At 57.4% G+C, this 12,846-nt stretch carries 12 protein-coding genes; 7 read left to right on the top strand and 5 right to left on the bottom strand.

What is annotated here, in order from left to right; genetic code table 11:
- Positions 1-51 precede the first annotated feature (51 nt).
- Both ettA and GS612_RS18880 read right to left on the bottom strand, forming a co-directional pair.
- The gene (gene ettA / locus GS612_RS18875; protein ID WP_171642374.1) at positions 52-1,719 is read right to left on the bottom strand and encodes an energy-dependent translational throttle protein EttA; all 1,668 of its coding nucleotides are present in this window, start codon (positions 1,717-1,719) and stop codon (positions 52-54) included.
- Positions 1,720-1,786: 67 nt separating this feature from the next.
- Positions 1,787-3,142, bottom strand: a complete 1,356-nt coding sequence (locus tag GS612_RS18880) for a P-loop NTPase fold protein (RefSeq protein WP_171642376.1) — start codon at positions 3,140-3,142, stop codon at positions 1,787-1,789.
- 91 nt (positions 3,143-3,233) lie between these two features.
- Here GS612_RS18880 and GS612_RS18885 point away from each other — a divergent pair, with 91 nt between their 5' ends.
- The 3 genes from GS612_RS18885 (at position 3,234) to dacB (ending at position 5,899) form a co-directional block, all read left to right on the top strand.
- On the top strand, positions 3,234-3,701 hold the full coding sequence (locus tag GS612_RS18885; protein ID WP_171642378.1) for an MOSC domain-containing protein: 468 nt from the start codon (positions 3,234-3,236) through the stop codon (positions 3,699-3,701).
- 32 nt (positions 3,702-3,733) lie between these two features.
- A complete protein-coding gene (locus tag GS612_RS18890; RefSeq protein ID WP_171642380.1) occupies positions 3,734-4,354 on the top strand; it encodes a nicotinate-nucleotide adenylyltransferase in 621 nt (206 codons plus the stop codon).
- Positions 4,355-4,420: 66 nt separating this feature from the next.
- Complete coding sequence (gene dacB, locus GS612_RS18895) at positions 4,421-5,899, top strand: D-alanyl-D-alanine carboxypeptidase/D-alanyl-D-alanine-endopeptidase (RefSeq protein WP_171642382.1); 1,479 nt, start codon at positions 4,421-4,423, stop codon at positions 5,897-5,899.
- A gap of 19 nt (positions 5,900-5,918) precedes the next feature.
- Here dacB and GS612_RS18900 read toward each other — a convergent pair whose 3' ends face one another.
- From GS612_RS18900 to GS612_RS18910, 3 genes are all read right to left on the bottom strand, one after another.
- On the bottom strand, positions 5,919-6,341 hold the full coding sequence (locus GS612_RS18900) for a tellurite resistance TerB family protein (RefSeq protein ID WP_152459150.1): 423 nt from the start codon (positions 6,339-6,341) through the stop codon (positions 5,919-5,921).
- A gap of 89 nt (positions 6,342-6,430) precedes the next feature.
- On the bottom strand, positions 6,431-6,805 hold the full coding sequence (locus GS612_RS18905) for an EamA family transporter (RefSeq protein ID WP_216603653.1): 375 nt from the start codon (positions 6,803-6,805) through the stop codon (positions 6,431-6,433).
- Positions 6,802-7,527, bottom strand: a complete 726-nt coding sequence (locus GS612_RS18910) for a class I SAM-dependent methyltransferase (RefSeq protein WP_171642384.1) — start codon at positions 7,525-7,527, stop codon at positions 6,802-6,804. Before GS612_RS18910 ends, GS612_RS18905 begins: the two co-directional genes overlap by 4 nt.
- Before the next feature lie 364 nt (positions 7,528-7,891).
- On the opposite strand from GS612_RS18910, the gene GS612_RS18915 reads away from it, so the two are divergent.
- The 4 genes from GS612_RS18915 (at position 7,892) to GS612_RS18930 (ending at position 12,814) form a co-directional block, all read left to right on the top strand.
- Entirely contained in the window at positions 7,892-9,466 is a 1,575-nt protein-coding gene (locus GS612_RS18915) for a lysine--tRNA ligase (RefSeq protein ID WP_171642488.1), read from the top strand.
- A 49-nt stretch (positions 9,467-9,515) separates the two neighbouring features.
- Entirely contained in the window at positions 9,516-9,917 is a 402-nt protein-coding gene (locus GS612_RS18920; RefSeq protein WP_171642386.1) for a DUF4864 domain-containing protein, read from the top strand.
- A 138-nt stretch (positions 9,918-10,055) separates the two neighbouring features.
- Complete coding sequence (locus tag GS612_RS18925) at positions 10,056-12,344, top strand: glycosyl hydrolase family 28-related protein (protein WP_171642388.1); 2,289 nt, start codon at positions 10,056-10,058, stop codon at positions 12,342-12,344.
- Between the two features lie 143 nt (positions 12,345-12,487).
- Entirely contained in the window at positions 12,488-12,814 is a 327-nt protein-coding gene (locus tag GS612_RS18930) for an antibiotic biosynthesis monooxygenase (protein WP_152459145.1), read from the top strand.
- The last annotated feature ends 32 nt before the right edge of the window (positions 12,815-12,846 follow it).

Below are 12,846 nucleotides of genomic sequence, written 5' to 3' on the forward strand. Positions count from 1 at the left end.
GCTAGGTGACAGTGCATAGATAGTGACTAACTTTGCAATTGTTTGCGCGCGCTACCGCGCAAACTTCTTATGCTTCAACCGCTTGGGTTCCAGCGCGTCCGGTCCCAGACGGCGCTTTTTGTCCTCTTCGTAATCCTCGAAGTTGCCCTCGAACCATTCCACATGAGCATCACCCTCGAAGGCCAGAATATGCGTACAAATCCGGTCGAGGAAGAAGCGGTCGTGTGAGATCACAACGGCGCAGCCCGCGAAATCGACCAGCGCGTCTTCCAGTGCGCGCAGGGTTTCGACGTCGAGGTCGTTGGTGGGTTCGTCGAGCAGCAGGACGTTGCCGCCCTCTTTCAGCAGGCGGGCCATGTGGACGCGGTTACGCTCACCCCCTGACAGCAGAGAGACCTTTTTCTGCTGGTCGCCGCCCTTGAAGTTGAAGGACGAGCAATAGGCGCGGGAATTGACCTGCGCGTCGCCCAGTTGAATGATCTCGGCGCCGCCGGTGATCGCCTCCCACACGGTGTCGTTGTCGTTGAGGTCGTCGCGGGACTGATCGACATAGGACAGCTGCACCGTGTCGCCGTATTCGATGGTGCCGGCGTCGGGCTTTTCATGGCCGGTGAGCATTTTGAACAGGGTCGATTTACCGGCGCCGTTGGGGCCGATCACGCCGACGATGCCACCGGGCGGCAGGCTGAACGAGAGATTTTCGATCAGTTGCTTGTCGCCCATGTGCTTGGCCAGCCCGCTGACCTCGATCACCTTGCTGCCAAGGCGCGGGCCGTTGGGGATGACGATCTGGGCGCGGGTCAGCTTTTCACGTTCGGACTGTTCGGCCAGCTCGTTATAGGCGTTGATCCGGGCTTTGGATTTGGCCTGACGCGCCTTTTGACCCTGACGCATCCATTCCAGTTCGCGCTGAAGCGTCTTCTGCTTGGATTTGTCCTCGCGGGCCTCTTGCTCAAGCCGCTTGGCTTTCTGCTCCAGCCACGAGGAGTAGTTGCCTTCGTACGGAATGCCACGGCCGCGGTCCAATTCGAGAATCCAGCCGGTGATGTCATCCAGGAAATAACGGTCGTGGGTGACGATCAGGATGGTGCCTTTGTAGTCGATCAGGTGCTGTTGCAGCCAGGCGATGGTTTCCGCGTCCAGGTGGTTGGTCGGCTCATCAAGCAGCAGCATGTCGGGCGCTTCCAGCAGCAGCTTGCACAGCGCCACGCGGCGTTTCTCACCACCCGAAAGGTTGGCGATGTCGGCGTCGTCCGGCGGGCAGCGCAGCGCCTCCATCGACACGTCGATCTGGCTGTCCAGATCCCACAGGTTTTCCGCGTCGATCGCGTCCTGAAGGGCGGTCATCTCCTCCATCAGCTCGTCCGAATAGTTCTCGGCGATCTCCATCGCGATCTCGTTGAAGCGGTCGACCTTGGCCTTTTTCCCGGCCACGCCCAGCATGACGTTTTCGCGAACGGTCAGGGATTCATCCAGTTGCGGTTCCTGCGGCAGATAGCCGACCTTGGCGCCCTCGGCGGCCCATGCCTCGCCGGTGAAGTCGGTGTCGAGTCCGGCCATGATCTTCATCAGCGTCGATTTACCGGCGCCGTTGACGCCGACGACACCGATTTTCACGCCGGGCAGAAAGCTGAGGTGGATGTTTTCAAAGCACTTCTTGCCACCGGGATAGGTCTTGGAGACACCCTGCATGTGGTAGACATATTGATAGGCGGCCATGTCGCGTCCTCTGGGTCGGGGAAATTGAGTTGGGCGGTGTGATAGCGGATGGTTGTGGTGGGGGCAATCATGAACCATTCGGCAAAATGAAGGTGTCGAAACACTCGGCGATGACTCTAGCCGGAAGTGTCGCGCGATTTTTCCGAATCTCCAAACGATCCAAATGATCCGATGATGGGCTAGATCGTAAATTGTCCCCCTGGCCAAGTGTGCAAGCGGACCAACTTATTTTTGCGTCACGAAAAAAGCCTGGTTCCGCGTCGCGGCCTGAAAGCCGAAAAACTTCATCGACATTTTTATATTCGAGTCGGTTAAACCGAGCATCTTTAATGAGATTGGGCTTAATAATGCGAAGAACAGAAAGTCCGGAATAAATATGAAAGGTGCCTTCAGAAGCAGTCTCGGGTTCTGGCGAAACGATGACCTGTGAAATCAGTTTTTCAATGTCACGCAGGCTAACAGAAGTGTGATGGTCGATCATCAGGAGGTAGTTTCTTATCCAGTCGTATCGCCAATCGTTATCAAAATTGTATTGTTCGGAGATGTGCTCGTAATATTTTGAATACACACCGATTTCTCCCTGGCGAACCTTTGCGCCCGACAGCGGTAGTGTTACAGACGTAAACTTCTGTAAGTACTTCTCTGCGTCTGAATTTTCGCTGTATCTTGCACGAACGCTGTTTTGCAATTCCGACAAGTTTACTCCAAGAACAAAATGGACACCGTCGACACTGAAAAAATGCTTGGTCACCTCTAGTAGGCAAAGCGAAAAGTCTGGGCGGCATCTATCCAACTCGTCTATTACAACGATTAGTTTTCGTGTTGGGTAACCATCGTTGTTTGGTTCCGTCAGATCAATGAGTGCTTGACGGAAAGCCGCCATCGCCGCACGTTTCCCGTTCTCTCTTTGCCAGAATTCGGCCACAGCCCCGTCGAGCTCGCTGGAAACAGTGTTGATAGCGGCATCCGTCAACGCGTCTGCCTTGGTCACTAGGCCCGCTGTTGCCACCGAAACTCCGGTGCGCACAAGCGCGCGGCCGAGGGCGGGGGCGACCTGCTTGGCCTTTTTCCAAGCTTTTTGAGCCGGTTTGTCATCTGCTTCTTCAAACCGTTCGGCGATCGCACCGGTCAAGGCAATCAAAGGATCGTCTAGAAAGTCATGCTTGAAAGCATCGAAATAGACGGTCTGTGTCGTGTTCTTTTCGCGCTTCAGATGCTCACCGACCCAGCATTTTAAGAAGAAAGACTTGCCGGACCCCCAAGCTCCGTCCAAAGCAATCACAAGAGGGTCGTCGATACGCTCGACCAGTTCCGACAGTTTGTCGCCGGTGGGTTTGCGCGAGAGTTTGTCGTGCTTATCAAACCCGTCTTGGTAAAGCGTGATCTCAGGTTCGGGGATAGTCAGGCGCGTGTCTTTCTCCAATTCACAAATCAATCAGCGCTACTATTAGCGGCTGCCTTGCGAAGGGCCAGACTGCTAGATGAGGGGAGGTGCGAAAATCTTGGAGCCATCGATGTCCTTGAAAGATCTCATTGCCGGTTGGGCGCAGCCGGGACGTGTCGAATGGATCGGGCTGCGGCTCGAGCGGCGGTCGGAGATGGCTATAGTGGACGCGGTCACGATCTCTGCCAAGGGGCTTGATGGTGACCGCGCCCGCGTTGGCAAGCGAGCGGTGACTTTGATCCAGCAGGAGCATCTGGCGGCGATTGGGTCGTGCCTGGGGCAGGGGCCGGTTGCGCCTGAAATCCTACGGCGCAACCTGGTGGTTTCGGGGATCAATCTGACGGCGCTCAAAGGGCGCGAGGTGCAGGTGGGCGAGGCAATTTTGCGCCTCACCGTGATTTGTGCGCCGTGCAGCCGGATGGAAGAAGCGCTGGGCAAGGGTGGCTATTCCTCCGTGCGTGGGCACGGAGGATGGTGCGCCGAAGTCGTGCGACCCGGGCGGGTTCGGCTGGGTGATGTGGTGCAACCTGTTGATTGACAACGCCCCGCAGTTCTGAACATCAGCAGGGTATGAAGCGGTACGGCATACCCTATGCGCGACCTGGGCAGGTCGTCGGTCTGTTCGGCGGGTCGTTTGATCCACCGCATCAGGGCCATGTGCATGTCACGCTTGAGGCGATGAAGGCGTTCGGGCTGGATCGGGTTTGGTGGCTGGTATCGCCGGGCAATCCGTTGAAGGAACGCGGGCCCGCGCCCATGGACAGGCGAATGGCGGCAGCGCGGAATGTGATGCAGCATCCGCGTGTCGAGGTGACGGACATCGAGGCGCTGACAGGTACACGCGCGACTGCGGATACTCTGACAGCGTTGCAGCGATTGTATCCACAGGTGCGATTTGTCTGGCTGATGGGGGCGGACAATCTGGCGCAATTCCACCGCTGGAAAGATTGGCGAGGGATCATGGACAGTGTCCCTGTCGGTGTGGTCGCACGGCCCGGGGACCGGATATCCGCCCGGATGTCCAGGGCGGCGCGGGTCTATGCCAAGTACAGGATCGACGGGCAGGCGCGGCATCTTTTGGGGCGGGCGCAGGCTCCGGCCTGGTGTTTCGTGAATGTGCCGATGGTTGATGTCAGTTCCACCGAGATTCGGACGCGCGGCGAATGGCGCGCGGAAGTGTTGCCGGAATAGCCTTGCGCGGCGCATAATCGCAGCGAGTGGTTGCGCGCATTTGATCTGTGGGATTTTATTCCAACTATGGCTGGTCGTTTTTCACGTCGTGAGTTTCTGGGAGGATTGGGGGCGTCTCTGATCCCGGCAGCTGGTCTGGCACAGGCGCCGCTGGTCTCGCTCAGGCCGCGCGCGCGTGTGGCGCTGTTGAGTGGCGCCGAGCGTTTGGTTGCGGCCGCAGGGTTGACGGGCGAAGTTGTTTTCGCCGTCGCGGATGTGGCGACCGGAAAGCCGCTGGAGGTTTTTGGTGAAGGTGCGGGCTTGCCTCCGGCCAGTGTCGGCAAGGCGATGACCGCGCTTTATGCGCTGGACGTTCTGGGACCCGACCACCGGTTCGAAACCCGTTTGATCGCAGATGGGCCAATTGAAAACGGGATTTTGCATGGCGATCTGATACTGGCAGGCGGGGGTGACCCGCTGTTGGATACAGATGCGCTGGCCACGATGGCGGCCAACCTGCGCGAGGCCGGAATCACCGAGGTTCGAGGAGCCTTCAAGGTCTATGACGGGGCGCTGCCCTTCGTGTTCAGCATTGATCCCGGTCAGCCGGATCATGTGGGGTACAGCCCGGCGGTAAGCGGGATATCGTTGAATTTCAATCGGGTCCATTTCGAGTGGAAGCGTGCCGGTAAGGGTTACGATGTGACCATGGATGCCCGCAGCGCGCGATATGTGCCGGCAGTTGATGTGGCAGCCATGCGGGTCGAGAACCGCAGCTTGCCGATCTATACCTATCAGCCAAGCGCGCGGCAGGACCGCTGGACCGTGGCCAAGGGCGCGCTGGGCAATGGCGGGGCGCGCTGGCTGCCTGTGCGCAAACCCGCATTGTACGCAGGTGATGTGTTTCGTACTTTGGCCCGATCCAATGGAATCGTTTTGAATCGGGTGCAAGTGACACGAGAGGCGCCAAAAGGCGTCGACCTTGTGGTGCATCGCAGCGATCCATTGAACAGTATTTTGCAGGGGATGCTGAAATACTCGACGAACCTGACGGCCGAGATGGTCGGACTGGCCGCAACCAAAGCGCGGGGCGTTGACCCGCGCAACCTGGCGGAGTCGGCGGCCGAGATGAACCGTTGGGCGTCTCAGAGCTTTGGCGTGAACGGGATCGCGATGGTCGATCATTCCGGTCTTGGCGATGCCTCGCGTATGGTGCCGGCGGATCTGGTCGCGGCCCTTGTCGCGGCCCGGAAAATGGGCGTATTGCGCCCATTGATGAAGCCTTTTGCCTTGACGGATCGAAATGGGCGGCCGGTAAAGAACCACCCGATCAAGGTCGATGCCAAGACAGGCACATTGAACTTCGTATCCGGGTTGGGCGGTTTCCTGACAACGGCGGACGGGGTCGATCTGGCCTTTGCCATTTTTACGGCGGACGTGGCCCACCGCGCCAAGATTCCTCGCGCACAACGCGAACGGCCTGAAGGCGCGCGCAGCTGGAACCGCAGGTCGCGGAAACTGCAACGGGCCTTGTTGGAACGTTGGGGTTCGCTCTACGGAAGCTGAAACCCGTAGATCGCCCGGATCAGACCGTGTGGCGCGCGCGTGCCCCGCGTTCGATTGCGGCGGCATGCAGGCGGTCGATATTCAGTTCGTACCGGATTTCTTCCAGCAGGCGCAGTTCCGTTTCGGCCAGCGAACCGTCGGCGGCTGCAACATCGCAAGCCAGCGCATAGGCCGTTTCGTTCAGACGCTCGGGCAGGTTTTCGCGGATCAGGCCAAACAGCGCATCCAAACCGTCTTCCTGTTCGAACAGGTCAAAAACAATCTGTGATACACGACGGGTCCGATCGATGTCATACCCGGCAAAGACCGGCAGCATGTTCACGGCGACTTCGATCTTGACCAGCTCGGCGGTTCGGATGTTTTCGTCAGAGGCCGAGACTGCAACCATGATCGCCACAAGGCAATCCTGCGGGGACATCGGGTGGGGCACTTGCTCGGTCATGGGATGGTCCTGATTGGGGTCGTTCGAGGACGCACGATATGAGCGCAGCGGGTCAGGTTCAACACCTTGTTTCATCCACCCCCGCGCGATCAGGTATTCATGACCATCATTCCGGAAATCAAAAGCGCGGCCCCCAGCCAGTAGCGCAGCCCAAGTGTTTCGCCGAAGAAGACGTGCGAGGCCAGTGGCACAAGAACGAAACTGAGGGCCATGAAAGGGTAGGCCTGGGACAGAGACAGATACCGCAGGACATACACCCACAGCACCGTAGCCGAGCCATAGATGGCAAAGGCTGTCAGAAGGAAAGGATCGAACAGCGTCTGAATGAGGCCCGCCAATCCGGTGGCTTCGCGCCCGTCAATCCGGTTTCCTGCCAGTTTGAACAGGATTTGCCCAGCCGAGATCATAACTGGTGTGCACAGCAAACCAGCCCAGACCAGTGTCGTTGGGGCGGGCGGAGTCATCCTTGGTGCTCCGGTTCCGGTTTTTCCTCGGGGCGGTCTTCGCAATAGTAGATGTCGCGCCCCAGATCTTCGCAGACATGGATGTCCGGGCTGGGATGCACCGCGCGCAGAAAGCTGTGGGTGTAGGGGAAAAAGTTGAAATGCGGATTGAAGGTGTACCTGCTTTCGCGTTCACGCGGGACCACGATAATGACGCGTTTTCGCGCGACACGACGCAGTTCAGAGATTGCTTGCCGGTAATCCAGAAGATGCTCGATCACGTGGGTGCAGATTACTGTGTCAAAGCTGTTGTCTTCAAACGGCAGTTCTTCGATCCGAGCTGCGACATAGTCGATATTGTCGATGGCAGCCGCATCATCGACGACGAAATCCACCCCTGTCAGTTGCGTGATGTCGGGCCGGGCGGCCTTTATGCGTTGCAAAAGAACTCCGGTGCCGCAGCCGATATCGCAGATGCTTTGCCCGACGATATCCGTGGCAATCCGCTTGATGCAGGCCTCGGAATTGTCGGTGCCCTGATGCACGCGCGGATGATCGCGGTAGAGTTTTTCGTATTCGTCATCGGTCAGATAGGTTGCGCGTTCACGGAATTCGGCAAGGCGAGTGATATGGTCGCCCCAAACCCTGCATGCCAGCCAATGAAACGCGGCGCTGTCACGCAGGATAGGCGGCACGATATCTTCGAGTACAAAGCGTATACGGTTGGTGGTTTCGCGTCGCATCCCGTTTCCTCTGGTCCGGGGAACACCCCCGTGTCGCCTTTGTCTAACACTGCCCGGTGAGCGTGCGAAACAACCGGGTCAAGTTTGCGCCCGCGCCCGTGTCTTTTTTGTTTCGGGGGAACCGTCGCACCACCATTGTGGCCTGAGCAGGGCTGGCCGGTGAAAATGCAGCGCAGATATCCCGGACAGAGTGTTTGCGGGCCAGGGAACGTTTCCCTGCCGGCCCGAGGGCGACTGTTTTTTGGCGCAGTGTGTCGCGAATTGCGCCACTGCTTTATTGACTCATGCTGCACTGGCACAATAGGAGGGGCCGGTCCGGTTGCATGGGGTGACCGCGACACTTTCCCCGATGGAGCACATTGAAATGTCTGAACTGCGTGAAACCGCGATGTCGTCCAAGGCCTGGCCTTTTGAAGAGGCGCGCCGGTTGCTCAAACGCTATCAGAAGGGTGCTCCGGAAAAGGGGTATGTGCTGTTCGAAACCGGTTACGGCCCGTCTGGCTTGCCGCATATCGGAACATTCGGCGAGGTCGCGCGGACCACGATGGTCAAGCGCGCGTTCGAGGCGCTTTCGGACATACCGACCAAGTTGATCTGTTTTTCGGACGATCTGGACGGGATGCGCAAAGTGCCCAGCAACGTGCCCAACCCGGAGGCGCTTGAAGAACATTTGCAGCGCCCGTTGACTTCGGTTCCCGATCCGTTTGGCGAATACCCCAGCTTCGGCGAGCACAACAACGCGATGTTGCGCCGGTTCCTCGATACTTTCGGATTCGACTATGAGTTCTATTCTGCACGCGATTTCTATCGGTCAGGCCAGTTCGACGAGATCCTGAAGCGCGCGGTCGAGCGCTATGACGACATCATGGCCATCATGCTCAAAAGCCTGCGGGAAGAGCGCCAACAGACCTATTCGATTTTCCTGCCGATCCATCCGGAAACCGGGCGGGTTCTGTATGTGCCGATGAAGAAAGTTTGTGCAGAGACCTATACCGTCACATTCGATGACGAGGACGGCAAGGAATGGACCCTGCCCGTGACTGGCGGCAACGTGAAACTGCAATGGAAGCCGGATTTCGGGGCGCGCTGGGCAGCGCTGGGTGTCGATTTCGAGATGTACGGCAAGGAACATGCGACCAACGAAAAGATCTATGACGCGATCTGCCGTGCATTGGGCGGCCGCGCGCCCGAGCATTTTTCCTATGAGCTGTTCCTGGATGAGAATGGCCAGAAGATCTCGAAATCGTCCGGCAATGGTGTGTCGATCGACGAATGGCTGACCTATGCACCGACCGAAAGCCTGGCGTATTTCATGTATCAAAAGCCCAAAACGGCCAAGCGGATGCATTTTGACGTGATCCCGAAGGCTTATGACGAATATCATCAACAGTTGCGCGCCTATCCGGGGCAGGACCTGAAAGCTCGGTTGAACAATCCGGTCTGGCACATTCATGGTGGCGACGTTCCTGAATCGACCCTGATCGTACCGTTTGCGATGTTGCTGAACCTGGCGTCGGTCTCGGGCGCGGAAGACAAGGAGACGCTGTGGGGTTTTATTCGCCGCTATGCGCCGGAAGCAACAGCTGAAAGCCATCCCGATCTGGATCAGGCTGCGGGCTTTGCGGTTCGCTACTTCAACGATTTCGTCAAACCAACGCGCAAACACCGCGCACCTACGGATCAGGAGCGTGAGGCGCTGGAAGCGCTGAAAGCCGCGCTTGAGGCTTATGATGGCCCGACCGAGGACGAGGCGCTGCAATCTGTGGTCTATTCCATCGGGCGTGAGCGGTTCGACCCCATGCGCGGTTGGTTCACTGCGTTGTACGAAGTGCTTCTGGGTGCATCGCAGGGCCCGCGTTTTGGCGGCTTTATCGCGCTGTACGGTGTGCCTGAAACAATTGCCCTGATCGACAAGGCGCTGGCCGGAGAGTTGGTCTGATTTGACCTGATCCCGTATGGGGCTACTCTTTTTTGCAGGAGGTGGCCCCATGCGTCGATTTTTGCTTGCTGTATCCCTGAGTGTTGGGCTGGGGTCGGGCGCATTTGCGCAAAACGCAGAGATCGAAGCAAACATTTCGGCGCAGATACAAGCCTTCAAGGCGGATGATTTTGCCACGGCCTTCACCTTTGCCAGCCCCAGCATCCAGCGCCTTTTTCAGAACCCCGACAATTTCGGAGCAATGGTACGCAATGGGTATCCGATGGTCTGGCGTCCGTCCGACATACGTTTTCTGGAGTTGCGTGAAATTGCAGGCGCCCTGTGGCAAAAGGTGATGATCACCGACGCAAACGGGCGTGTGCACATACTGGACTATCAGATGATCCCTCTGGAGGGCGGTTGGAAAATCAACGGCGTCCAATTGTTGGGCAACGCTGACCCTGCGGCCTGAGGCAACACCACCGTCACGGTGATATGAGCCGTGGTTAACTCTCTTTCGGTATTCAGACTGACGCGTTCGGGGCGGACCTGGACACGGGGTTTGGACGCGTCGCCAGATTGGTGCGGCGCGATTTAGAAAGGGTTTTCAATGAACAAGGCAATCACTGACGGCATCGTCTTCATGCCGCCTCAATTCGCGAATGGCCTGACCGTTTGGTCTGCGGGGGACGGAACGCCCGGCTCGCCCACATATGGCGGATCCGGCACGGGGGTTTTCGTGCCTGCGGATGCCGATTTTGGTGGTTGTCTGGAGATCCTAAAAGTCCAAACTACCCAACAGCTTCGGTATATGGGCCAGACGCCGATTTTGCCCGGTTGCTATTTGCAGATCAAAGCGCGGGTCAAGGCGATCAGCGGCCCTTTGCCATCGGTGCGCATAGCGGCCTGGGCCGGGGGTGCAGGGGACACGCATGTGGCAGGTGTCGTGGAGCAGGGGCCTGCCACACAGCTGTCGGGCTATGGAAGCGTGCATGAAATAACGGCGATCGTCGGAACCGGCAAACGCCCCGGCGTGGACATGCCTTGGGGGCTGGCCGCCCTGTATGGCCATTTTGGTCTGGATATTGAGGGCGCGAATGGGGCGCTGGTGCGCGTCGACGACCTGGAGATCACGGATGTCACCGGTGTCTTCCTGCGTGAGATGATCAGTGTTGTGGATGTGCGCGACTATGGGGCCATCGGCGACGGTGTGACGGATGATTCAGCTGCGTTTGAAGCGGCCGATCAGGCGGCGGGTGGCCGTCGGGTTTACGTTCCGCAAGGGACTTATCATCTGGCCGAAAACACCAGTATGACGTCCGAAATGGACTTTGAAGGCACAGTCACCATGCCGGATGACAAGATGCTGTTGCTGACAAAGGATTTCCATCTGCCGTCTTACATTTCGGCTTTCGGAGACGAAGAACTGGCGTTCAAAAAAGCGTTTCAGGCCCTTTTGAACAATTCGGATCATGACTCGCTGGATTTGGGTGGTCGCAAGATTTCCGTCACCGCGCCGATCGACATGGCCGCAGCGGTTCCCAACAAGCAGAGTGGTTTTTCAACCCGTCGCGTGATCCGGAATGGTCAGTTTGACGTCAAAAGCAGTTCGGCTTGGGATACGGAAACGTTCACCTCGACTGCGACCTATGATCCGTCGGACAAAACGCGTCTGACCAATGTCGCGAATGTCGCCAACATTCCCGTCGGGTCCTACGTTGCCGGCAGCGGAGTCGGGCGTGAAATCTATGTACGGTCAAAGAACGTCGGTGCGGGTGAGATCACACTGAGCGCGCCCCTTGTGGGGGCGTCGGGGACCCAGCCCTTTTCGTTCTATTCATTCAAGTACCTGCTGGATTTCAGCAGCTTCAGCACGCTTCGAAAATTCGGCATGGAGCAGATCGAATTTCAATGCAACAGCCGATGCAGCGGAATTCGTTTGGCGGCCGCCGGCAGTACATTTTCGTTGAACGACTGTTTTGTCAGCCGCCCGAAAGACCGGGGGATCACGTCGACCGGAACGGGGTGCAAGGGCATGCTGATCGACAATTGCCAGTTCCTGTCAGCAGAAGAAGCCCTTGTCGTTACGGACCGGTATTCCATTGCGTTGAATACCAATTCAAACGATGTGAAGCTGCGCCACAACCGAGCCGTGCGTTTCAGACATTTCGCTGTTCTGGGCGGTGACAACAACATGATTCTGGGCAACCATGTCTTTCAGGGCGATAGCATCCCGCAAGGTGTGCGTACGGCCGGTTTGATCATGATTGGCACCTACAACAGTTCCACTATCGCCGAGAATTATGTCGACAACTGTTTCATCGAATGGACGAATGAACGCGACCCGTCGCCGACATACACGAGTGGTTTTTCGTTCAGTGCGATGAGCATCACGGACAACATCTTTTATTCTAGTCAGGCCCCGTCCTGGTTTAGTTTCATCGTCATTCGCCCCTATGGGCCCGGGCATTTTCTCAATGGCCTGGTCGTGACCGGCAACAAGTTTCGTGCCACGAGCGGTGAAATCTTCCGAGCGGAACGGGTGGATACAAGCTTTGCCGACTTGAACAAAGACAGGCACACCAACGTGACCTTCCAGAACAATACGTATCATGGCGTAACCAGGAAATCCGCAAACCCGTTGAGGGTTCGCTATACGCAGAACTCGGTGTCCAATCTTTGGCCTGTTTCGGCAAACGGACAGTTGCCATTCGACGGCAAGGCACGAAGCTGCGATGGGGTTGCGACGATCGGTGTGCTCTCGGGAGTGTTCAACAACCATGTCTTCAGTGCGCCTCATGTTGAGGTCGAACAGGGGGCGACAGGCGACAGTTTTCTGTTGCGCTGGCCAGAGCATGTGAAGGGTACGGCCTCAGTTCTGATGCGCATGGAACGTTAAAAGGCTGTCTGGCCACTCCGAAACGGGTGGCCATTTCACTCTGATCTGACCGTAAATGACTGACCCGGTTTGCAAGGTCGGCAGGAAATAGGCGACGTTTCATTTTGATGTGTTAGGCTTGGGACAGAAAGTGGAGAATCCCGATGCTGAAAATCGCCAAAAACGCCAGTGTTCAAACAGTTATCACGACCTTTGAAATGACGCCTGGCACCTGTCAGGACCTTCTGGAAGCTTTGACGGATGCCTATGCCGAGTTCATTTCGAAGCAGCCAGGTTTCGTTTCCGCCGGGCTGCACGTCAATGACGCACAAACCCGAATAGCAAACTATTCGCAATGGGAGCGCCGCGAAGATTTCCTTGCCATGCTGCGCACGCCGGAAATGCGCGATCGCAACCGCAAGATCAACGAACTCTGCAAAAGCTTTGAGCCGGTCATGTATGACGTCGCTGAGACATTCGGCAGTTCCTGACCTGAATCAAAGCCTGCAATTCATATCTGTTT

This window comes from Ruegeria sp. HKCCD6157 (genome assembly GCF_013110685.1).
Lineage (GTDB): Bacteria > Pseudomonadota > Alphaproteobacteria > Rhodobacterales > Rhodobacteraceae > Ruegeria.